18 protein-coding genes are annotated in these 21,874 nt (G+C 65.1%); 12 read left to right on the top strand and 6 right to left on the bottom strand.

Annotated features, from left to right (window positions below; all coding sequences use genetic code 11):
* Window positions 1-26: 26 nt before the first annotated feature.
* Window positions 27-1,397 (bottom strand): dihydrolipoyl dehydrogenase, encoded by a 1,371-nt coding sequence (lpdA, locus tag E3T34_RS10125; protein ID WP_134342902.1) that lies wholly within the window; start codon window positions 1,395-1,397, stop codon window positions 27-29.
* Window positions 1,398-1,496: 99 nt separating this feature from the next.
* Window positions 1,497-2,984, bottom strand: coding sequence for a leucyl aminopeptidase (locus E3T34_RS10120; protein WP_134342901.1), 1,488 nt, complete (start codon window positions 2,982-2,984; stop codon window positions 1,497-1,499).
* Window positions 2,985-3,080: 96 nt separating this feature from the next.
* Between E3T34_RS10120 and E3T34_RS10115 the strand changes: the two genes are divergently transcribed.
* From E3T34_RS10115 to E3T34_RS10095, 5 genes are all read left to right on the top strand, one after another.
* On the top strand, window positions 3,081-4,004 hold the full coding sequence (locus E3T34_RS10115) for a proteasome assembly chaperone family protein (RefSeq protein WP_104101984.1): 924 nt from the start codon (window positions 3,081-3,083) through the stop codon (window positions 4,002-4,004).
* A gap of 54 nt (window positions 4,005-4,058) precedes the next feature.
* Complete coding sequence (locus E3T34_RS10110; RefSeq protein ID WP_104101987.1) at window positions 4,059-5,393, top strand: nitrate/nitrite transporter; 1,335 nt, start codon at window positions 4,059-4,061, stop codon at window positions 5,391-5,393.
* A gap of 231 nt (window positions 5,394-5,624) precedes the next feature.
* Window positions 5,625-6,932 carry an RNA polymerase sigma factor gene (locus E3T34_RS10105; protein ID WP_134570218.1) on the top strand — a complete coding sequence of 436 codons (1,308 nt, stop codon included), beginning with the start codon at window positions 5,625-5,627 and terminating at the stop codon, window positions 6,930-6,932.
* Between the two features lie 101 nt (window positions 6,933-7,033).
* On the top strand, window positions 7,034-8,209 hold the full coding sequence (locus tag E3T34_RS10100) for a MurT ligase domain-containing protein (RefSeq protein ID WP_134342900.1): 1,176 nt from the start codon (window positions 7,034-7,036) through the stop codon (window positions 8,207-8,209).
* On the top strand, window positions 8,206-8,934 hold the full coding sequence (locus E3T34_RS10095; protein WP_134342899.1) for a type 1 glutamine amidotransferase: 729 nt from the start codon (window positions 8,206-8,208) through the stop codon (window positions 8,932-8,934). The genes E3T34_RS10100 and E3T34_RS10095 overlap by 4 nt, the downstream gene beginning before the upstream one ends.
* 55 nt (window positions 8,935-8,989) lie before the next feature.
* Here E3T34_RS10095 and E3T34_RS10090 read toward each other — a convergent pair whose 3' ends face one another.
* Window positions 8,990-9,226 (bottom strand): hypothetical protein, encoded by a 237-nt coding sequence (locus E3T34_RS10090; protein WP_104101999.1) that lies wholly within the window; start codon window positions 9,224-9,226, stop codon window positions 8,990-8,992.
* A gap of 173 nt (window positions 9,227-9,399) precedes the next feature.
* On the opposite strand from E3T34_RS10090, the gene E3T34_RS10085 reads away from it, so the two are divergent.
* Window positions 9,400-11,481, top strand: a complete 2,082-nt coding sequence (locus E3T34_RS10085) for a type IIA DNA topoisomerase subunit B (protein ID WP_134342898.1) — start codon at window positions 9,400-9,402, stop codon at window positions 11,479-11,481.
* 18 nt (window positions 11,482-11,499) lie between these two features.
* Here E3T34_RS10085 and E3T34_RS10080 read toward each other — a convergent pair whose 3' ends face one another.
* Together E3T34_RS10080 and E3T34_RS10075 are read right to left on the bottom strand one after the other, a co-directional pair.
* Window positions 11,500-12,198, bottom strand: coding sequence for an SDR family oxidoreductase (locus E3T34_RS10080; protein ID WP_104102004.1), 699 nt, complete (start codon window positions 12,196-12,198; stop codon window positions 11,500-11,502).
* A gap of 54 nt (window positions 12,199-12,252) precedes the next feature.
* A complete protein-coding gene (locus E3T34_RS10075) occupies window positions 12,253-14,736 on the bottom strand; it encodes a DNA topoisomerase (ATP-hydrolyzing) subunit A (protein ID WP_104102007.1) in 2,484 nt (827 codons plus the stop codon).
* A 91-nt stretch (window positions 14,737-14,827) separates the two neighbouring features.
* Between E3T34_RS10075 and E3T34_RS10070 the strand changes: the two genes are divergently transcribed.
* Entirely contained in the window at window positions 14,828-15,973 is a 1,146-nt protein-coding gene (locus tag E3T34_RS10070; RefSeq protein WP_198411512.1) for an alkaline phosphatase family protein, read from the top strand.
* Between the two features lie 20 nt (window positions 15,974-15,993).
* On the opposite strand, the gene E3T34_RS10065 is transcribed toward E3T34_RS10070, so the two are convergent.
* Window positions 15,994-16,554 carry a DUF3043 domain-containing protein gene (locus E3T34_RS10065; RefSeq protein ID WP_104102013.1) on the bottom strand — a complete coding sequence of 187 codons (561 nt, stop codon included), beginning with the start codon at window positions 16,552-16,554 and terminating at the stop codon, window positions 15,994-15,996.
* Between the two features lie 73 nt (window positions 16,555-16,627).
* On the opposite strand from E3T34_RS10065, the gene E3T34_RS10060 reads away from it, so the two are divergent.
* The 5 genes from E3T34_RS10060 (at window position 16,628) to E3T34_RS10040 (ending at window position 21,778) form a co-directional block, all read left to right on the top strand.
* The gene (locus E3T34_RS10060) at window positions 16,628-18,049 is read left to right on the top strand and encodes a dipeptidase (protein WP_104102016.1); all 1,422 of its coding nucleotides are present in this window, start codon (window positions 16,628-16,630) and stop codon (window positions 18,047-18,049) included.
* A 137-nt stretch (window positions 18,050-18,186) separates the two neighbouring features.
* The gene (locus tag E3T34_RS10055) at window positions 18,187-18,543 is read left to right on the top strand and encodes an iron-sulfur cluster assembly accessory protein (protein WP_104102019.1); all 357 of its coding nucleotides are present in this window, start codon (window positions 18,187-18,189) and stop codon (window positions 18,541-18,543) included.
* A gap of 178 nt (window positions 18,544-18,721) precedes the next feature.
* A complete protein-coding gene (coxB, locus tag E3T34_RS10050) occupies window positions 18,722-19,609 on the top strand; it encodes a cytochrome c oxidase subunit II (RefSeq protein WP_104171124.1) in 888 nt (295 codons plus the stop codon).
* Window positions 19,610-19,612: 3 nt separating this feature from the next.
* Window positions 19,613-21,355, top strand: a complete 1,743-nt coding sequence (gene ctaD, locus E3T34_RS10045) for a cytochrome c oxidase subunit I (RefSeq protein ID WP_104102025.1) — start codon at window positions 19,613-19,615, stop codon at window positions 21,353-21,355.
* Window positions 21,356-21,778 (top strand): cytochrome c oxidase subunit 4, encoded by a 423-nt coding sequence (locus E3T34_RS10040; RefSeq protein ID WP_104102028.1) that lies wholly within the window; start codon window positions 21,356-21,358, stop codon window positions 21,776-21,778.
* Window positions 21,779-21,874: the final 96 nt, after the last annotated feature.

Genomic DNA, 21,874 nt, shown 5'->3' with positions numbered 1-21,874 from the left:
AGTGTCTGAATGCAGAGGTTCGACGGCTACGCGTGAAGCGGCTTGCCGGCCAGCGCCAGGAAGGCCTCGCCGAGTGCCTCGTTCTGGGTGGGGTGCGCGTGCAGGAACGGGGCGATGTCTTCCGGGTAGGCCTCCCAGTTCACCACCAACTGTCCCTCACCGATCAGCTCGCCGACGCGGGCGCCGATCATGTGGACACCGAGGATGGGGCCGTCTTTGACCCGGACGAGCTTGATGGAGCCACTCGTGCCGAGGATGGAGCTCTTGCCGTTTCCACCCAGGTTGTACTCGACGGTGGAGATCTGGTCGGCGCCGAACTTTTCGGCAGCCTTGGCCTCCGAGTAGCCAACGGAGGCGATCTCCGGGTCGCTATAGGTGACCTTGGGGATGTTGAGGTCGTCGACGACGATCGGGTTGAGACCGGCGATCTCCTCGGCGACGAAGATGCCTTGCTGGAATCCGCGGTGCGCGAGCTGCAGGCCGGGGACGATGTCGCCCACGGCGAAGACGCCGGGGATGTTGGTCGCGAGGCGCTCGTCGGTCAGGACGAAGCCGCGGTCCATGGTGACGCCGACCTCCTCGAAGCCGAGTCCGGCGGTCGACGGGCCACGCCCGACGGCGACGAGCAGAATCTCAGCCTCGATGACGGTGCCGTCCTCCAGGGTGATGACGACGCCGTTCTCGTGCTGAGTGACGCTCTGGAACCGGATGCCGAGCGAGTATTCGATGCCACGCTTTCGGAAGGCGCGCTCCAGCTGCTTGGAGATGGACTCTTCCTCGTTGGGAACCAGGTGGGGAAGTGCCTCGATGATGGTGACGTCGGCACCGAAGGACTTCCAGACGCTCGCGAATTCGGCGCCGATGACGCCGCCGCCGAGCACGGCGACCTTCTTCGGGACGAACTCGAGCTCGAGGGCGTGCTCGCTGGTCATGACTCGACCGCCGATGGCGAGCCCCGGCAGGGAGCGGGAGTAGGAGCCTGTCGCGAGGACGATGTTCTTACCCACGATGGTGTCGGCACCGACCTGCACGGCGTTCGGCGAAATCAGTCGACCTTCACCTTCGATCACTGTGATGCCGCGCGACTTGATCAGACCCTGCAGCCCCTTGAACTTCGACGCCACAATACTCTTGCGGAACGCGTTCACGGCGGGCATGTCGATGCCCTCGAACTGCGTTTTGACACCATACTTCGCGGCGTCGCGGCTGAAATCGGCCACCTCGGCCGAGTGCAGGAGTGCCTTGGTCGGGATGCAACCGAGGTGCAGACAGGTTCCGCCGAGTTTGCCTTTTTCGATCAGGCCAACGGTGAGCCCCAGCTGAACGGCACGCAATGCGGCCGCGTAGCCACCGCTTCCGCCGCCGAGAACGACAAGGTCAAAATTCTGTTCCGACACCCAGATACTCCCTCATACATCACAACCCGGTCTGCCCGCAGCGAGGATACGCATCCGGGCAGGCGAGAGTGGGCGAGATTTCTCGCCCACTTGACTGTACTACGGGCGCGAAAAGTCCTCGGCCAGTCGGAGCAGAGTCCGAACCGAGATTCCGGTCGGCCCGGCATTCGTGAATCCCCACCCGCTGCCGGTGTTGTGGGCCGGCCCGGCGATGTCCAGGTGGGCCCACGGGATCGTCTCGGTGCCGTCCCCGTTGCCGCGGGTTCCGATGAACTCCTGCAGGAATACTCCGGCGAGCAGCATGCCGCCGTGGGTGCTGCCGATCTTCGCGTTGGCGATGTCGGCGACATCCGAGTTGAGTAGAGGGCGCAGTTCCTCGGGAAGCGGCATCGGCCACACCAGCTCACCCACCGATTTGCCGGCGGTGAGCACCCGGGCGACCAGGGCATCCTCACCCATGGCGGCGTAGTAGCGGGTGCCGAGTGCGACGAGGGCGGCGCCGGTCAGCGTCGCCACGTCCACGATCGCATCCGGGCACTCCTCGCCGGCCGCGACGAGACCGTCCGCAAGAACCAGGCGACCCTCCGCATCCGTGTTCAGCACCTCGACCGTGCGGCCTCCGCGGATCCGCAACACGTCGTTGGGTCGGATGGCCGAGCCGGACGGCATGTTCTCCGCGATGCAGAGCCAGGCGGTGATACGCACGTTGAGCCCCAGGCGGGCGGCCGCCAGGGTCACGGCCAGCACGGTCGCCGCGCCGGTCATGTCGTATTTCATGCCGACCATGGATGCCGGCGGCTTCAGTGAGAGTCCGCCGGTGTCGAAGGTGATGCCCTTGCCGACCAGGGCAATGTGCTGCGTCGCGCCCTCCGGCGTGTAGCTGACCTTGACCAGGCGCGGCGGCCGGCTGGAACCCTGGCCGACGCCCGCGATGCCGCCGAAACCATCCGCGGCCAGCTCCGCCTCGTCCCAGACGCGCACGGCGACGGGAAGGCCCGCGGCGGCGTCCATGGACAGGCGCGCGAGTGCCTCCGGGTAGAGGTCGGAGGGCGGCATGTTGACCAGGTCCTTGACCAGGTTGACGGCCTCGGCTATGACTCCGACGCGGGTGGAGGCTCCGGCCGCCTCCGCGGCGGTGTGCACCGTGATCTCCTGCGCCGGGATCTTGGTCGCGGCGAGCGAGTTCTGCCGGTACGCGGTGTAATAGTACGCACCGAGCGCGGCACCCTCAAGGACGGCCTCCGCTTGGGCATCCGTGGTCGTGGGGAAGGCGAAGGCAACCGAGGTCACGCCGGTCAGCTGGCGAACGGCCGACCCGGCAGCATGGCGCAGCGCATCGACCGTGACCTCCTTGCCGATTCCGACAACGGCGATGCTGCGGGCGTTGCCGATCGACGCAGGCAGTCGCACCACCTGATCGCGACCACCCGTGATACCCAGGGGGGCGAGTTGGTCCGCGAGGCCGGCGAAGGCGGCGTCAGCGAACAGGGCGGCGGTGTCGCCGGACTGGAGCGCCCCGACAATGAGAACGTCCACCTCCGATTCGAGGGCGGGTGCTGCGGATATGGTCAGACGGGGTGCGTTCATCCCCCGATCGTACGCTCCGGGTGTGTTCGCTCTCGGCATCACGGCGGGGTCGTCGATTCCCGCACCGCCCGGAATTTGGCGCTTACAGTTAATGTCATGCGGGATCCTGGTGACATTTACGAGCTGACTGCGGACGCGCAAAACGTCCCGGAGGGGCTCCACCTTGTGGCGGGTCTGACGGGCTTCGCGGATGCCGGTGGCGCCGTCTCGCAATTCACGGAATACCTTCTGGAAACCCTTGACCACACCGTCGTCGCGACCTTCGACGCCGACGTGCTGCTCGACTACCGGGCGCGGCGGCCGATCATCCAGTTCGACCAGGACCACCTCACCGACTATCAGCCTCCCGCCCTGAGGGTGTACCAGGCCCGGGACGAGATCGGCCAGCCGTTCCTGCTTCTGACCGGCTTCGAGCCGGATTTCCGCTGGGAACAGTTCACCGCCGCGGTGCTGCAGCTTGAGCGCCGCTTCAAGGTGGCCTCCACAACCTGGGTGCACGCGATTCCGATGCCGGTCCCGCACACCCGTCCGATCGGCGTGACCGTCAGCGGAAACCGGTCCGATCTGGTCGAGAGCATGTCGGTCTGGCGTCCGAACACCCAGGTTCCGGCGAACGTGCTGCACCTGGTGGAATACCGGCTGCAGGAGGCTGGCGTCTCCGTCGTCGGGTTCGTACTGCTCATCCCGCACTATCTGGCCGACACGGAATTCCCCCTCGCCGCCCTCGCAGCCCTGGACAGCACGAGTGCCTCCACCGGGCTGATCTTCCCCACCGATCGGGTGCGAGAGAAGAACCGCGAGTTCGTCGCCCGCATCGACGAGCAAGTGCGGGACAACCCCGAGCTGGGCAAGCTCGTCGGCACGCTCGAAGAGCGCTACGACGCCTATATGGAGGGCAGCACGCTGCGCTCCCCACTGACCGACGAGGCCGGCGAATTGCCCAGCGCCGATGAGATCGCCGCCGAACTGGAGAACTTCCTCGCCACCCGGCGGAGCAGAGACGACGGTTCGCCGGCCTGATCCGCCGCGCGTCGCCGTGAATCCGGATGCTTCGGCGCGGGTAAGTTTGGGGCAATGAACTCGCGCCGGTCCTGGTTGATCTTTTACGTCGGATCGTTCGCGTACCTCTCCGCCGTCCTGCAGCGCTCTTCCCTCGGGATCGCCGGTGTCGCCGCCACCGAACGGTTCGGCGGGTCTGCCGCGCTGCTGTCGAGCCTCGCCGTCGTGCAACTCGCCGTCTATGCGGCGGCACAGATTCCGGTGGGCGTCCTGATCGATCGGTACGGGCCTCGCGTGCTGGTGGCCTCCGGGACAGGGCTGATGGTGGTCGGCCAGACCACGCTCGCCTTCGCCCCCGACATCCCGATTGCCGTGCTCGGGCGCATCCTCGTCGGTGCCGGCGACGCCGCCATCTTCATCTCGATGATTCGTCTCATCGCCTCGTGGTTCTCCGGACGCATCGTTCCTCAGCTCTCGCAGTGGCTGGGCAACATCGGTCAGCTCGGCCAGGTGCTGTCCGCCCTACCGCTGGCGTGGGTGCTGCACACCTGGGGGTGGACGCCGACGTTCCTCTCCGCCGCCTCGGTTGCCGTGTTGGCCCTGATCGTGGTCATCGTCGTGGTGACGGACCAGCCGGAGCGCGCATCCATGCAGAACCGGACCACCAGCTGGCGTGGCGCGCTACTGCAGCTCACACACAGTTTCAAGCGGCCTGGAACCCAGCTCGGCTTCTGGTCGCACTACGTCACACAGTCCTCCGGAACCGTCTTCACCCTGCTCTGGGGATTCCCTTTCATGGTGTACGGACTTGGCTACGACCCGTCCCTCGCCGCGGCGATGCTGATGGTCCTGGTGGGTGCCGGCATGGTGTGCGGGCCGATCCTGGGGATCCTGACGGCGCGCTTTCCGCTGCGCCGCAGCACCATCGTGCTCGGCGTCGTCGCGCTGATGGGCGCGGCCTGGGCCGCGGTGCTGCTGTGGCCGGAGCAGCCGCCGTTCTGGTTGATGCTGGTGCTGCTCGTCGCACTTGGCATCGGGGGACCCGGCTCACTGATCGGCTTCGATTTCGCGCGCACCTTCAACCCCCAGCGCAGCCACGGCTCGGCGAACGGCGTCGTGAACGTGGGCGGCTTCACCGCCAGTTTCGTGATGGTCTACCTCATCGGGCTACTGCTTGACCTGCAGGACGGCTGGCGCACCGCCAGGGGGGAGGTGAGCGATCTGTATTCGCTCGACTCCTTTCGGGTTGCGTTTTCTGTGCAGTTCCTGGTTGTGGGACTCGGCGTGATTTTCCTGCTGCACGCCCGGGCCCGCACCCGCAGCCAGCTGTCCCGCGACGAGGGAGTGGAAGTCGCGCCGCTCTGGGTCGCCGTGGCGCGGGCATGGCGCCGGAGGCAGCAGCCTGAATAGCTGCGCGCCTGGCTTGTCTCCTACACAAAGCATGCAATGATTGTCAATAGGGCCCGTTCTGGTCCTGGGAGCAACGACAGCAGTGTCGGTGTGAATAGCCCGGGACTTGACATGGGTCCTAGTACTGCCCAAAATCCAAACTGCCCAGGCTCCTCTCCCGCTAGACCCACCCGGTCGGGACCCGCTTGGCAGCGCCGCAGGCTCCCGCGCCACGGCATGAGAGGTGTTCGAATGGCAACCCGCAAAAAAATCGAGCAGACCGAAGAACTCACCGTGAGCACCACTGAGGTTTCAGACGCAGTTGCGCCGGCAGCCAAGGCCGCCGCGAAGAAGCCGACCAAGGCCGCTCTGGCCAAGGCCGCTACTGCGGCAGCGGCCGCAGTAAGCGGTGAAGAGAAGCCCGCGCCGCGCAAGCGCGCCGCCAGCACGAAGGCGAAGGCCAAGCCGGCATCTGACGAACACGATGAGGCCGCCCGCGGAGATGACGCGGATGCCGACGACGACTCCGACGAGGCCAAAAAGAAGCGCGCAGCATCCACCGAGGCGCTCCCGAGCGGCGCCCTGGTACTGTCACTGGTCGACGACGACGACGAGGTGCCGGTTTACTCCAGTGCAATCACGGGCGCGACGGCCGACCCTGTCAAGGACTACCTGAAGCAGATCGGCAAGGTCGCCCTGCTGAACGCCGCCGAAGAGGTCGAGCTCGCGATGCGAATCGAAGCCGGGCTCTTCGCCGAAGACAAGATGTCTCAGATGAGCGACGCCGAGAAGAAGAGCGCCCTCGGACGCGAGCTCATGTGGGTCGCCAAAGACGGCGCCCGCGCCAAAAGCCACCTCCTGGGGGCAAACCTTCGCCTGGTCGTCTCGCTCGCCAAGCGCTACACGGGCCGCGGCATGCAATTCCTCGACCTGATCCAGGAGGGCAACCTGGGCCTCATCCGTGCCGTCGAAAAATTCGACTACACCAAGGGCTTCAAGTTCTCCACCTACGCGACCTGGTGGATCCGTCAGGCGATCACGCGTGCGATGGCCGACCAGGCCCGCACGATCCGTATTCCAGTGCACATGGTCGAGGTCATCAACAAACTCGCCCGCGTCCAGCGCCAGATGCTTCAGGACCTCGGCCGGGAGCCCACCCCGGAAGAGCTGAGCCGCGAACTGGATATGACCCCGGAGAAGGTCGTCGAAGTCCAGAAGTACGGCCGCGAACCCATCTCCCTGCACACTCCGCTCGGTGAGGACGGCGACAGCGAGTTCGGCGACCTGATCGAGGACACGGAAGCCGTTGTGCCTGCGGACGCCGTCGGGTTCACGATGTTGCAGAAGCAGCTGGAAAGCCTGCTCGACTCGCTCTCCGAACGAGAAGCCGGCGTCATCCGCATGCGCTTCGGCCTCGGGGACGGCATGCCGAAGACCCTCGACCAGATCGGCGACACGTTCGGCGTGACGCGTGAGCGCATCCGTCAGATCGAGTCGAAGACCATGGCCAAACTGCGTCACCCCTCACGGTCGCAGTCCCTACGCGACTACCTCGAGTAGAGCTCGTTTTGCGCTACGCACCGGCGATTCTTCTGGGACGCATCGTACGGAAATTGGCCCGGTGGCGGAAGCCGGGCGGCGGATCCGCGATCCCGGGTCTCGTGGTCAACAGGATCGCACCCGGATTCCTTCCGCGCAGCCTGAACAGCTTTCCGGGCGGCCTGGTCATCGTCACCGGGTCGAGCGGCAAATCAACGACGACCAAGATGCTGGTCGCAGCGCTCCGCGCTCACGGTACCGTTGTCTTCACCAACCAGTCCACGGCCAACATCAGCCAGGGTCTTACCTCCGCGCTGCTCGAGCAGGCCAGCCTGAGCGGTCATATCGCGGGCGACATCGCCGTGTTGGAGATGGATGAGGGCCACGGAGCCCTGATCTCTGGTACGTTGACGCCGCGCGTCGTTGCGCTGACGAACGTCATGGTCGACCAGATCGACCGATTTCATGACTCGAACATGGTCGCGGCCATGCTCGCCAAGATCGCCGCCAGAGCCACCGGAACCGTCGTGGTCAACGCGGACGACCAGTATTTGACCGACCTCGCCGCACGCCTGCCCGTTTCCTCGGCAGTCGCGCGCTACGGCGTGTCCGCCGACGTTCTCGCCGACAATCCGCGGGGCTTAGGCTACAGTGCGACCACCGCCACCAGGCTGGACGCGGGGGAGGGGATGCTCCTCACCTCGGTGCAGGGCCGCCGCGCCACCGTGAGCATTGCGGGTGTGGATTACCCGCTCGGGTTGCCCGCCCGCGGAACGCACTATGCCGTCGACGCCCTGACCGCGCTGTGCACGGCGCAGGCCGCGCTCGGCGACCGCTTCGATCCGGTGCTGGCCATCAACGCCATCTCGGCCATCCCACCGGTCTTCGGCCGTGGTGAGATCGTCACGGTTCGAGGCCAGCAGGTGGAATTCGTACTGGTGCAGAACCCGGCCAGTTTTCAGCTGAACGTCGACAGCCTCGAGCCGAAGACCGAGCAGATCCTCATCGCAATCGGGTCAGACGTGCGCGACCCGTCCTACTTTTGGCCCGTCAACACCTCGGGTCTTGGCCGGGTCCGTATTGCATCCGGTTCGAAGGCGCACGATATTGCCCTTCAGCTGGTATACGACGACGTCGTCGTCGACCGCATCGAGCCGAACCTGGGCCTGGCCCTGGACGATTTCCTGGCCCTGCCCGAACCGCTGGCGGGTTTGAAGACGATCATCTTCTCCGCAGACTCCATGCGACGCACCAGGACGCATCTGGGGCTCGTCACTAACAAGGAGGAGCAGGAATGACCCGTCCGCTCTCGATCGTGTCGCTGCTTCCCGAACTCCTGGGCACCAACGGCGATGCCGCCAACGCCCGCGTTCTCGCCCAGCGGGCCCGATGGGCCGGTGCCGACGCCACGGTCGTGGAGGTGCGCTCCGCGGCCGATCTGCCGGACCAAGTCGATGCCGTCGTCGTCGGATCGGGCTCCGACTCCGACATGGTGCGCGCCAGGGACATCCTCGCGACGATGACCACGGAGCTGCGCACCTGGGCCACCGCGGGTGTCCCCATCCTCCTGATCGGAACCGGCTGGGAACTTCTGAGCTGGGGAATCGAACTCGCCGACGGATCCGTTGTCGAGGGGCTGGGCATCGTGGCCGGTCGCGCCGTCCCGATGCTGGCACGGGCCACGGATGACATCGTGGTCGCCTCCCGGTTCGGACGTCTGATCGGTTTCGAAAATCATCGGCGCAGCTATGTCGGTGGCGAGGCGGCGCCGCTCGGCCAGGTGCTCTCCGGATCGGGCAATGGCGCGGGTGCGGAGGGACTGGTCATGGGTAGCGTCGTCGGGACCCATCTTCACGGTCCCGTTCTCGCCAAAAACCCCGGACTGGCCGACCACCTGCTGCGTGCGGCCCTCGCTCGTGTCGGTCACGAGTATTTGCCCGGTGACGATTCACTGGCTGCCGACGACATGGCACGAGCCGCACGCAATCAGATTGCGCTGCGGCTCGGACTCCCCATGGAATAGAGGCCCATCGGCCGGTCGCAGGACCGCTAGAGCTGCCTGAGGCCGACCGATACCGCTAGGAGCGCTGGTCCTCGAGGAGGCGGCTCGACTCGTCGTGCCAGCTCTCCGCGATGGCGGCGAGCTTCTCCTGGTGCTTACGGCCGTGGTGCGCGCAGAACAGCAGTTCGCTGTTGTTCACCACCACACGAATGTAGGCCTGGGCTCCACATGCATCACAGCGGTCTGCCGCGGTGAGCTGGTGGGGAGCCTTCTCGTTGTTGACGGCACCATTTGCGGCTGCGATCTGGGACATGGTTTCCTCCTCCAGACTGATACCAACTGATACCAATTTAACCTGTACCTAATGGAAACACGGTCTGGCAAGGTTATCGAGTCGGTTGCCCGTTATTTCGCTCACCGCGTAGCGCACTTCAATCGGGTGTTGATGACCGGGGGGAGGGCGTTGGTTCGGTATTCTTGATCGTTGTGAGTTCTTCTGATTATTCTGCCCGCCACCTGTCAGTCCTCGAAGGACTGGAAGCGGTTCGCAAACGCCCGGGCATGTACATCGGGTCCACCGACTCGCGCGGCCTCATGCACTGTCTCTGGGAGATCATCGACAATTCGGTCGACGAGGCACTGGGCGGCTTCGGCACCAGCATCGACATCGTGCTCCATGCTGACGAGAGCGTGGAGGTGCGCGACACGGCTCGGGGCGTTCCGGTTGACATCGAGCCGAAGACGGGACTGACCGGCGTCGAGGTCGTCTTCACCAAACTGCATGCCGGCGGCAAATTCGGCAGCGGATCGTATGCCGCGTCCGGTGGCCTCCACGGCGTGGGCGCATCCGTCGTCAATGCCCTGTCCGAGCGCCTCGATGTCGAGGTCGACCGTGACGGCAAGACCTGGGCCATGTCGTTCCACCGCGGCGAACCCGGGATTTTCGCGGACTCGGGGAAGAAGAGCCCCGACGCGCCGTTCACGCCCTTTGAGAAGCAGAGCGAACTACGCGTCATCGGCAAGGTCAAGCGCGGTGTGACCGGGACGCGGGTGCGCTACTGGGCCGACCGTCAGATCTTCACGAAGGGTGCGTCGTTTCAGACCGAGGAATTGCTCGAGCGAGCGCGTCAGACGGCCTTTCTCGTCCCGGGCCTGGGGATCGAGATCGTAGACGAGCGCACAGACGTGCACGTGCTCGAGTCCTTCATGTTCGAGGGCGGGATCTCGGAGTTCGTCGATCACCTCGCCACCGACAGCCCGATCACCGACACTTGGCGACTGACCGGAAACGGGACCTTCCGGGAGACTGTCCCGGTGCTGACCCCGACGGGTGCCATGGTGCCTACCGAGCTGGTCCGGGACTGTGCCGTGGACATCGCCCTCCGTTGGGGGACAGGTTACGATACGGATGTCCGCAGCTTCGTGAACATCATCGCCACCCCGAAGGGCGGAACGCACCAGGCCGGGTTCGACGCGGGCCTGCTCAAGTTCTTGCGTGCGCAGGTCGAGCTGAACGCTCGACGGCTCAAAATGGGGTCGGACAAGCTGGAGAAGGACGACGTGATGGCCGGCCTCACAGCAGTGCTCACCGTGCGGCTTCCCGAGCCTCAATTCGAGGGGCAGACCAAGGAGGTGCTCGGCACCCCCGCGGTTCGCGCCATCGTGGCCAACGTAGTCGCCCAAGCCATGAACGAGCGTTTCGTGTCCACGAAGCGCGACGACAAAACGCAGGCCGCGGTGGTGCTGGACAAGATCGTGGCCGAGATGAAATCGCGAATCTCGGCTCGCGCCCACAAGGAAACCCAGCGCCGGAAGAACGCGCTGGAGAGCTCGTCCCTGCCCGCGAAACTGGTCGACTGCCGCAGCAATGATGTCTCGACGAGCGAGCTCTTCATCGTCGAAGGAGATTCCGCCCTGGGCACGGCCAAGCTCGCCCGGGACAGCGAGCACCAGGCACTCCTCCCCATTCGCGGCAAGATCCTGAACGTGCAAAAGGCATCCGTTGCCGACATGCTGTCGAACGTCGAGTGCGCGTCGATCATCCAGGTGATCGGCGCCGGGTCCGGACGAAGTTTCGACCTGTCAGCCGCGCGCTACGGCAAGGTCATCATCATGAGCGACGCGGATGTCGACGGCGCGCACATCCGCACGCTGCTGCTCACTCTGTTCTTCCGCTACATGCGCCCGATGATCACGGAGGGACGCGTTTTCGCGGCCGTACCGCCGCTCCACCGGGTCGTGGTGATGAACCCGGGCACGAAGCCGAACGAGACCATCTACACATATTCGGAGGTGGAGCTTCAGGCTGTGCTCGCCGGACTCAAGAAAAGCGGCAAGCGCTACCAGGATCCGATCCAGCGCTACAAGGGCCTCGGCGAAATGGATGCCGACCAGCTCGCGACGACGACGATGGAGCGGGCGCATCGCACGCTGCGCCGCGTGCGGGTCGCCGACGCGGAGATGGCCGGAAACGTCTTCGAGCTCCTGATGGGCAACGACGTCGCGCCGCGCAAGGAATTCATCATCGAGAGCTCGGACAAACTGAGTCGCGACCGTATCGACGTGTGACGCCCCAGACCGGGGGGGCTACGAGTGGAACGATGTGCTCGCCAAGTCGCGTTCGCCGTTGATGATGGCGTCGACGACGCGTTGGGCGACGACGACCGGAGGGTAGCCGGCCGGCAGGCGGGGGGCGATTCCGGAGATCGGGTGAGTGGAGAGTTCGGTCTCGGTGTGACCGGGCCGCGCGTCCAGAATGCGGATGCCGCTACGCCGCAGTTCCCGGCCGGCGGCCTGGCCGAAGGCAGCGAGGGCGGCTTTGGACGCCGAGTATGCGGCGAGGTTGGCAGTGGGGCTCTCGCTGACGACGCCGCTGAGGGTGACGATAAAGGGCTCTCGCCCCTGCTCTGCGGATTCGCTCAGCGCGGCCCGAGCCGCACGGAGCAGGCGGATCGGTGCCAGCGTGTTCACGGCGAACAGCTCGGCGAGCGTCTCATCGCTCACCTCGATCGCCGGTCCGAAGGCAACGACCCCCGACGCGTTGACGATGCCGTCGAGCCGTCCGTTCACGCTGATCGCGTCGGCGACGAGAGTCGTGATTGCGTCCGGATCGGTGAGGTCGGCGGCGAGCGGGGTTCCGGGAATCGAGAGCGCCTCAAGTTTCGCCTGGTTGCGCCCGCTCAGGACGAGTCGGGCGCCGCCGGCAGCCAGAAGTCGGGCAATTTCACTTCCCAGACCCCCCGAGGCGCCGAGGACGAGAATGGCGGAATCGTCGAGGTGTGTCATCTGGCCACCATAACGCACCACCCTCCGCACATGGCTGGAGATCGCGCTCGGGCGTCAGCCGATCCGGGCGCCGATGGCGCCGATCACGGAGTCGAGCATGGCCCCGGACGCATCACGTCGCGACCCTGATTCAGGAAGCATGCGGGGTGTGCCGTCCGACGCGACCGCCCGGGCCGGCAGAGGCCCCACCCACGCGACGGAGACGGTGTCCTCGCCTTTCAGGAACCGCTGGGAGCGCACCCCACCCGTTCCCCGGCCTTTCGCCGGGTACTCGGAGAAGTCGGACACTTTGGCGCTGCCCGGGTCTGTTCCGGGCAGGGTGTGGCTGCCGGTCGCGACGGTCGCAACCACGAGCGCCGCAGCGCCGTGCGTTTCCACGCTGGTGAAATACACCACGTGCGCGTCCGCGGCCAGTTTGATGCCCGCCATACCGCCGGCGGTGCGCCCCTGCGGGCGCACCGACCCGGCAGGAAAACGCAACAGCTGTGAGTCGGAGGCGATGAAGACGAGTTCGTCGTCTTCCGCACCCTGCGCCGCGCCGACCACCATGTCATTGAGCTTCAGCGCGATGATCTCGAAATCGGGTTTGTTTGCCCAGTCGCCGGGGGTGACGCGCTTCACGATGCCCTGTCTGGTCCCGAGAACGATCGAATGCTTGGAATCGAGCGCGACGAGCGCGACGATCTTCTCCGCCGTGTTGGGCAGGGCCAGGTAGTCGCGCACGCGTACGCCGGCCCCGAGCTGGACCGAGGTCGGCGGCAGCAAGGGGAGGTCGACGGGGGAGAAGCGGATGAGCCGTCCCAGGTTGGTGACCGCTCCGATCTCCGTGCGACTGGTCGTGTCCAGAACGGACAGGACGGCATCATGCTTGCTGCGCCTCTGAGCCGGCGTGATCCGCTCCGGCTGGACAGTGGTGCCGGCCGGAATCTCCACCCGGGCGATCTTACCCGTCACGCTGAGGTAGACCCGGGTCGGGGTGTCCGTCACCTCGAGGATGGCGGCCTTCCGCTTGGCGGCGGCGCTGTTGGCGCCGGCGACATTCGCCTTGGCCTCGGTCAACAGGGTTCGCCGCGGCGTGCCGAAACGCTCGGCCACCGAGGCCAGTTCGTCGGACACCAGGGTGCGGATGGAGGCCCTGCTGCCGAGAAGCTTCTTCAGCGCCGCGATCTCCGCCAGCAGCTGATCCCGCTCGGTTTCGAGTTCGATGCGTGAGAAGCGGGTCAGGCGCCGCAGGCGGAGCTCGAGAATGTACTCGGCTTGAATCTGGCTCAGGTCGAAAACGTCGATCAGCTTGGCGCGCGCCTGCTCGCTGTCGTCGCTGGCGCGGATGACCTGGATCACCTCGTCGATGTCCAGGATTGCCACCAGTAGGCCTTCGACGAGATGCAGACGCTCCGTTCGTCGGGCCAGTCGGTAGGCCGAGCGCCGGGTCACGACCTCGATTCGGTGTCCGATGTAGACGAGCAGGAGTTCCCGCAGACCCAGTGTCTGCGGGCCGCCGTCGACGAGGGCCACCGCGTTGATGTTGAAGGAGTCCTCGAGCGGGGTCACCCGGTACAACTGCTCGAGCACGGCCTCCGGGCTGAAACCGGTCTTGATCCCGATGACGAGACGGAGTCCCTTGGTGCGGTCCGTCAGATCGGTGACATCGGAGATGCCACTGAGCTTCTTGGAATTGACCCCGTCCTTGATCTTCTCGATGACCCGCTCGGGCCCGACCAGATAGGGAAGTTCGGTGACCACGAGACCGGCCTTGCGGGCGGTGATGGCTTCGACGGATACCCGCGCCCGGGTCTTGAAACTGCCGCGCCCGGTTGCGTAGGCATCCATGATTCCCGTCAGCCCGACGATCGTGCCGCCGGTGGGCAGGTCAGGCCCCGGGACGAACTCCATCAGGTCCTCGAGGGTCGCGTCTGGGTGGGCGAGCAGATGCCGCGCCGCGCCGACGACCTCGATCAGGTTGTGCGGAGCCATGTTGGTGGCCATGCCGACGGCGATACCGCTCGCGCCGTTGACGAGCAGGTTGGGGTAGGCGGCCGGGAGAACGTCCGGCTGGGTGAGCTGGTTGTCGTAGTTGGGTACGAAGTCGACGACGTCTTCGTCGAGGTTTTCCGTCATGGCCAGGGCCGGCGCGGCCAGCCTGGCCTCGGTGTACCGCGGGGCGGCCGGCCCGTCATCGAGCGAGCCAAAGTTGCCGTGGCCGTCGATCAAAGGGACCCGGAGCGTGAACGCCTGCGCCATGCGCACGAGAGCGTCATAGATCGCGGTGTCGCCATGCGGATGCAGCTTTCCCATGACCTCGCCGACGACCCGCGCCGACTTGACGTGGCCGCGATCGGGGCGGAGCCCCATCTCGCTCATCTGATAAAGGATGCGCCGTTGCACTGGCTTGAGCCCGTCCCGGGCGTCCGGGAGCGCCCGGGAGTAGATGACCGAGTAGGCGTATTCGAGGAACGAGCCCTGCATCTCGGTGGAGACATCGACGTCTTCGATGCGCTCGGTGAACGTGGCGGGCGTGGTGCTGTCTGAACGGCTCATTCGTGAATTCTGGTGAGGCGTGCGTTGAGGGACGCGCGCTGTCGGGTAGGCGCTGGATCGATCCGGCCCTGTCTATGTCAGACTTGGCACGATGCCCCCCATGCTACCGGCCCGCCAATTCGGCACCCTGCGCCTTGCCGACGTTCTCACAAGTTCCCTGTCATCGATCGAGGGCCTTTCCAACATTCTGGACCTCGGCCAGACGAACAAGGCGGTCGTCCTTCTGGCGGACGGCCTCGGCGTCAGTTCCCTCCGAGCCCGTCCTGGGCACGCCCGATTCCTGAACTCGCTACTGACCAAGTCCAGCGTGGTCGACGGCGTCTTCCCATCCACCACGGCTGCAGGCATCACGACCCTTACCACGGGTGTCGCACCCGGGCAGCACGGACTCGTCGGCTACCGGGTCCGAGACGCCGACCGGGACCGTGTGGTGAACCAGCTGACCGGCTGGGACGACGACATGCGACCGGAGACCTGGCAGCGTGCGCGCACCGTCTTCGAACGGGCCGCGGATGCCGGCATCCGCGGTTTCGCCATCGGACCCCGCCGGTACACCACATCCGGCTTCACCCAGGCGGCGCTTCGCGGCGCGCACTACGTACCCGCGGAGAGCGTGTCCGACAGGTTTGCCGCCGCGCGACACCTTCTGGACACCGAGCCGCGCGCCCTCGTCTACGTCTACGTCCCCGAGCTGGATGTGGCCGCCCACGCGCACGGCTGGGAGTCCGAACGGTGGTTGGCCGCGCTGGAGAACCTCGACGGCGCGGCCGCCCGCTTCGCAGCCGCACTGAAAGCCGATGAGGGTCTCCTCGTCACGGCCGACCACGGAATCATCGACGTCCCGATGACCAGACACGTGCTCTTCGACACGGTCCCCGAACTCATCGGCGGCGTCCGCCACATCGGCGGGGATCCCCGGTGCCTGCACCTCTACCTCGAACCCGAACTCGGTTCCGACTCAGGCGCGGCCCTCGCCGATACGTGGCGCGGTATTGAAGGCCACCGCGCCTGGGTCTTCAGCCGCGCGGAAGCAGTCGAGTCCGGGCTGTTCGGCGATGTTGCACCCGAGGTTTTGCCTCGCATCGGCGACGTGATCGTGGCCGCGCGCAAGCTCATCGCCTACTACGACTCCCGCGAGCCGAATCAGTCCGCACGTTCGATGATCGGTCAGCACGGATCGCTGACGGACGAGGAACTCCGCGTGCCCTTGATCAGGTCGGGGACCTTCTCCGCCTGAGCGCGTGAGAAGTTCCGGCGTCAGGCGGGGTAGCGGCCGCGCTTGACCTGTGGTTTCGGCAGGCGAAGCACACGCAGTTGCAGTGCACGCATCGCTGCGTACCAGCGCACACGCTCGGCTTTCTCAGCGCCGAACTTGGCATTGAGCTTGCGCGTGACGATAAAGCCCAGGATGACGGAGTCGACAACGGCGACGATGACGAAGGCCCACAGGCCCAGGATTCCGTACGTCTGCACGGCCGCGTCGGGGAATACGCTGAGCAGGATGACCAGAAACATCACCGGAATCATGAATTCGCCCACGTTGAAGCGGGCGTCGACAAAGTCGCGCACGAAGCGCTTCTGCACACCGCGGTCGCGCACGGGGAGGAACTTCTCATCTCCGGCAGCCATACCCACCCGGGCACGCTCGCGAGCCTCGGCGGCCTTGCCTCTGGCCTGCTTGGCCGCGAGCTTGCGGTCATCTGGAACAAGCGGGCGCCGATTCAGAGCCTCTTGCTGCTTGCGGCTGGGCGTCGCCTGCCCTTTGCCGACAGGGTGGGTGGCCGCGAGGCGAGACCTGGTCTCGTCCGGGGTCTCCATGGATGGTTGTGCGTCTGGGTTCACAGGCTTAGCCACATCAGTTCCTTGCAATTGGTTGCCTTAAGATTACCTGATGACCGATATTCAAGAAACAGCGCCCCCGGCAATCTCACCGGCCGCCCCGGCTCTTCGTGCGGCAGTCGAACGCGGCCTTCCCACGACCATTGCCGACCTGTGCTCCCTGGTGCGGATTCCCTCCGTCTCCTGGGATGCCTTCGACGCACTTCAGGTGGCCACCAGCGCGGATGCCGTCGCGGTCCTGGTCCGCGACCTCGGGGTGTTCGAATCGGTCGAGATCAAGCGAGCCGGGATCCCGGGCGGTGCCGAACTCGGCCATCCGGCCGTTTTGGCCACGCGCGCGGCACGCAACGGGCGCCCGACGGTTCTGCTCTATGCGCACCACGATGTGCAACCCCCCGGCCAGGATGCGGACTGGGACTCCAACCCGTTCGAACCGACCGTGCGTGGCGACCGCCTCTACGGACGCGGTGCGGCGGACGACAAGGCGGGAGTCATGGCCCACATCGCGTCGATCCGAGCTCTCGTGGAAGCAGAAGGACCCGATTTCGACCTCGGCCTGGCGCTCTTCATCGAAGGCGAGGAAGAGTTCGGCAGCCGGTCCTTCACCACCTTCCTGGAGGAGAACCGGGAGTCCCTGCGCGCGGACGCCATAGTCGTCGCAGATTCGAACAATTGGGACATCAACACCCCCGCACTGACCACGGCGCTGCGCGGCAATGTCACGTTCCGACTGACGGTACGCACCCTTGACCACGCGTCGCACTCGGGCATGTTCGGGGGAGCGGTTCCCGACGCAATGATGGCCGTCGTTCGTCTGCTCGACAGCCTGTACGCCGACGACGGCGCCGTCGCGGTCCGCGGGCTGACGAGCATCGATGTTCCGACTCCGGACTACTCGGTGGAGCAGCTCCGCCTGGAAACCGGGCTCACCGACGGCGTCGGCCCGATCGGTCACGGCTCGGTGCTCAGCCGGATCTGGTCCCAGCCGGCCATCACAATCACCGGGATCGACGCGCCGTCCGTGGCCAACGCGTCGAACACGCTCACCCCGGCCGTCACCGTTCGCCTAAGCACCCGGATCGCTCCCGGTCAGTCGGCGGACGAAGCGTTCCGTGCGCTCGAGGCGCATCTGCACGCCAAGGCTCCATTCGGCGCCCGAATCGACATCGATGACGTCGACACGGGGGAGGCCTTCCTGGTCGACACGGGCGGCTGGGCCGTCGCTGAGATGCGGAGCGCCATGGCCGAAGCCTGGGGCGAAAGCCCGGTGGACATCGGCGTCGGCGGGTCCATCCCCTTCATCGCCGACCTGGTGCGGGTGTTTCCGGATGCTCAGATCTTGGTCACCGGGGTCGAGGACCCGGATTCCAGGGCGCACAGCCCCAACGAATCTCTGCATCTCGGAGTGTTCAAGCGGGCCATCCTCAGTGAGGCCTTCCTACTCGGCCGTCTGAATCAGCGCACCGGGAGCTGACCCGACCGAGAGCGCAGAAATCCGGGAATGCAGAGGGTGTATTCCCGGTTGTGGTCGGTACAATCTTCGTGGCCACCACCGGACATCCAGCCGCCGCGAAAAACCGTGTGAAAACGACTCGAACACTGAGGAGCACCATGACCGACACAGTCGTCGCCAGCACAGCCGCCCATGGCGTTGGCCTGAGCGCCACCGCCGCTGACAAGGTACGCACCCTGCTCGCCCAGGAAGGCCGCGAGGACCTTCGCCTGCGCGTTGCCGTTCAACCCGGCGGCTGCTCCGGCCTCATCTACCAGCTCTACTTCGACGAGAGGCTACTCGACGGTGACGCTCTCGTCGACTTCGATGGGGTAGAGATCGTCGTTGACAAAATGAGTGTCCCCTACCTGGACGGGGCATCCATCGACTTCGAGGACACCATCCAAAAGCAGGGGTTCACGATCGACAATCCGAACGCCGGCGGAAGCTGCGCATGTGGAGATTCCTTCAGCTGACCCACCGGCGCCAGACAAAGCGCGACGGGCTCGTATCACCGCAAATACTATGACTGGCGGCGAATTCGTTATCTCGGAGGCCGGTTCTTGCACAACGGAACGTGCCACCCGCAGTAGGCTGGAAGTCTATAGAAGCACTTCCAGTTAAGTGTCGTCGAGTCTCACCGAAAGGTTACTGGTGCGCAAAAACCATCGTCTCCGATGGGCTGCAATTCCGATCGCAGCGTCGTTGGCCCTCGTTCTCGCAGGTTGCTCGCAAGCCCAGCTTCATGGCTACCTCCCCGGCTTCATCGAGGGTGAGCCGGCGGTAACCAACCAGACGGAGCGCATCTCCGGGCTGTGGACCACGTCGTGGATCGTTCTGATGATTGTGGGGCTCATCACTTGGGGGCTCATCATCTGGGCCGTCGTTGTCTACCGCCGCCGCAAGGGTCAGACCGGCCTTCCGGTGCAGCTTCGTTACAACATGCCGATCGAGATTTTCTACACGGTCGTTCCCCTTATTCTCGTGGTCGGCTTCTTCGCCTTCACCGCGCGGGACCAGGCAGAGATCGAGGCTCGTTTCGATGAGCCGGAGGTCAAAATCCAGGTCATCGGCAAGCAGTGGGCTTGGGACTTCAACTACGTCAACGAAGACGTCTACAGTGCCGGCATCCAGGGCCAGCCCGACGTCGACGGCCCCGCCGGTTCGCTGGTTCAGTCTGAGATCCCCACGCTCGTCCTGCCGGTCGGCCAGAAGGTTGAACTGGCGCTCGACGCCCGCGACGTCATCCACTCATTCTGGGTCGTTGACTTCCTGTACAAAAAAGACATGATCCCCGGCAAGACCAACTACATGTCGATCATCCCGGAGCGCATCGGCACCTATGACGGAAAGTGTGCCGAACTGTGCGGCGAGAATCACTCGCTGATGCTCTTCACGGTCGAGGTCGTGTCCGAGGCAGACTACGAGTCGTACATCGACTCCCTGCGTGCTGCAGGCAACGACGGCCAGCTCGGCCTCGATTACGCACGCAACCAAAATCTGCCAGGAACGACAGCACCAACCGAGCAGGAGGGCAACTAGTCCATGACTACTACTACCACTACGGCACCTTCCGCGCCGGCAGCCCCCACTGCCCCGCGTCGGCCCACCGGTGTCGAGCGCAAGGGCAACGTCATCGTCCGGTGGATCACCTCCACTGACCACAAAGTCATCGGGTACATGTACCTGATCACGTCGTTCGTCTACTTCTGTCTTGCCGGTGTCATGGCACTGGTTATCCGCGCACAGCTCTTCGCCCCCGGCCTCGAGGTCGTCCAGACGAAGGAGCAGTACAACCAGCTCTTCACAATGCACGGCACGATCATGCTGCTGATGTTCGCTACGCCGTTGTTCTTCGGGTTCGCCAACTCCCTCATGCCGCTGCAGATCGGCGCCCCTGACGTGGCCTTCCCCCGGTTGAACGCCTTTTCCTTCTGGGCCTTCTTCTTCGGCAGTCTCGTCGCCGTCGGTGGATTCCTCACTCCGCAGGGTGCCGCATCCTTCGGCTGGTTCGCCTATCAGCCTCTGGCCAGTACGACGTTCTCCCCAGGCGTCGGTGGCAACCTGTGGATGGTCGGGCTTGGGCTGAGCGGCTTCGGCACCATTCTCGGCGCCGTGAACTTCATCACCACGGTAATCACGATGCGCGCCCCCGGAATGACCATGTTCCGGATGCCGATCTTCACGTGGAACACCATGGTCACGTCGATCCTCATCCTGATGGCCTTCCCCGTTCTCGCCGCAGCCCTTCTGGCCGCCGCGTCCGACCGCATTTTCCTCTCGCACATCTACGATCCGGCCAACGGTGGAGCCATCCTGTGGCAGCACCTGTTCTGGTTCTTCGGTCACCCTGAGGTGTACATCATTGCGCTGCCGTTCTTCGGCATCGTTTCGGAAGTCTTCCCGGTCTTCAGCCGCAAGCCGATCTTTGGATACAAGACCCTCATCTACGCGACCATCTCCATCGCGGCGCTGTCCGTGGCGGTCTGGGCGCACCACATGTACGTCACCGGCTCTGTCCTGCTGCCGTTCTTCTCCCTGATGACCATGCTGATCGCCGTTCCGACCGGGGTGAAGATCTTCAACTGGATCGGCACCATGTGGCGTGGCTCGCTGACCTTCGAAACGCCCATGTTGTGGGCCCTCGGCTTCCTGGTCACATTCACCTTCGGTGGCCTCACCGGCGTCATCCTTGCCTCGCCGCCGCTCGACTTCCACGTCTCGGACACCTATTTCGTCGTCGCGCACTTCCACTACGTCATCTTTGGAACCGTGGTATTCGCGATGTTCAGCGGGTTCTACTTCTGGTGGCCGAAGTGGACCGGCAAGATGCTCAATGAGAGCCTCGGCAAGTGGCACTTCTGGTTCCTCTTCATCGGTTTCCACACCACCTTCCTGGTGCAGCACTGGCTGGGCGTCGTCGGCATGCCGCGTCGGTACGCGTCGTACCTGCCCGAAGACGGCTTCACCTGGATGAACCAGTTGTCCACGGTCGGTTCGGTCATTCTCGCGATCTCGATGATCCCGTTCTTCCTGAACGTCTATATCACCGCCCGTAAGGCACCGCAGGTCACCGTGAACGACCCGTGGGGCCACGGCGGCTCGCTCGAGTGGGCTACCTCATGCCCGCCGCCGCGCCACAACTTCACCTCCATCCCGCGCATCCGGTCCGAGCGCCCCGCGTTCGACCTGAACCACCCGGAGGCGCCCATGACAGTCGGAATCGGGCCGGCGAAGGACGCCCCGGATGCCCCCACGTACGACGTAGCGTCGAAAAGGACGAAGTAAATGAGAGCCAACGTCAATCTCCTTTGGGTTCTGAGCGGGTTCTTCGTGGTGGTCACGACGGCCTATGTGGTCTGGGGTCTTCTTGACCCTAACCAGAACAAGATCGAGTGGGCGGGGACGTTCACACTCGGCCTGTGCGCGATCTTCTTCAGCTTCGTCGCGTTCTACCTGAGCCGGGTGCACAGTGCTCAGGGTGGCGAGCTTCCTGAAGATCGTCTTGACGCGAATATCGACGACGGCGACCCTGAGGTTGGTTTCTACAGCCCGTGGAGCTGGTGGCCCATCCTCTTGGCTGCCAGTGCTGCTCTGCTCTTCATGGGGCTGGCTGTCGGCGTGTGGATCTCGATCATCGCGTTGGGTATCGGCGTCATCTGCCTCGTCGGCTGGGTATACGAGTACTATCGGGGCAATTTCGCTCGCTGATCCGAACCGAATACGTGCTTCAGGCACAAGCGGCGGCGTCCAGGACCCAGGTCCTGGACGCCGCCTGTGTTCATGCCCGTCGCATCGCTTCGGAGC

This window comes from Cryobacterium sp. TMT1-62 (assembly GCF_004403145.1).
GTDB classification, from domain to species: domain Bacteria; phylum Actinomycetota; class Actinomycetes; order Actinomycetales; family Microbacteriaceae; genus Cryobacterium; species Cryobacterium sandaracinum.
Note: the sequence above shows the minus strand (reverse complement) of the source record. Positions and strands in the feature narration are given on the sequence as shown.

Coding starts and splice junctions, on each gene's coding strand:
- E3T34_RS10120 (WP_134342901.1), bottom strand. CDS start 2,984: ATGAACGCACCCCGTCTGACCATATCCGCAGCACCCGCCCTCGAATCG.
- E3T34_RS10115 (WP_104101984.1), top strand. CDS start 3,081: ATGCGGGATCCTGGTGACATTTACGAGCTGACTGCGGACGCGCAAAAC.
- E3T34_RS10110 (WP_104101987.1), top strand. CDS start 4,059: ATGAACTCGCGCCGGTCCTGGTTGATCTTTTACGTCGGATCGTTCGCG.
- E3T34_RS10105 (WP_134570218.1), top strand. CDS start 5,625: ATGGCAACCCGCAAAAAAATCGAGCAGACCGAAGAACTCACCGTGAGC.
- E3T34_RS10095 (WP_134342899.1), top strand. CDS start 8,206: ATGACCCGTCCGCTCTCGATCGTGTCGCTGCTTCCCGAACTCCTGGGC.
- E3T34_RS10090 (WP_104101999.1), bottom strand. CDS start 9,226: ATGTCCCAGATCGCAGCCGCAAATGGTGCCGTCAACAACGAGAAGGCT.
- E3T34_RS10080 (WP_104102004.1), bottom strand. CDS start 12,198: ATGACACACCTCGACGATTCCGCCATTCTCGTCCTCGGCGCCTCGGGG.
- E3T34_RS10075 (WP_104102007.1), bottom strand. CDS start 14,736: ATGAGCCGTTCAGACAGCACCACGCCCGCCACGTTCACCGAGCGCATC.
- E3T34_RS10070 (WP_198411512.1), top strand. CDS start 14,828: ATGCCCCCCATGCTACCGGCCCGCCAATTCGGCACCCTGCGCCTTGCC.
- E3T34_RS10065 (WP_104102013.1), bottom strand. CDS start 16,554: ATGGAGACCCCGGACGAGACCAGGTCTCGCCTCGCGGCCACCCACCCT.
- E3T34_RS10060 (WP_104102016.1), top strand. CDS start 16,628: ATGACCGATATTCAAGAAACAGCGCCCCCGGCAATCTCACCGGCCGCC.
- E3T34_RS10055 (WP_104102019.1), top strand. CDS start 18,187: ATGACCGACACAGTCGTCGCCAGCACAGCCGCCCATGGCGTTGGCCTG.
- ctaD (WP_104102025.1), top strand. CDS start 19,613: ATGACTACTACTACCACTACGGCACCTTCCGCGCCGGCAGCCCCCACT.
- E3T34_RS10040 (WP_104102028.1), top strand. CDS start 21,356: ATGAGAGCCAACGTCAATCTCCTTTGGGTTCTGAGCGGGTTCTTCGTG.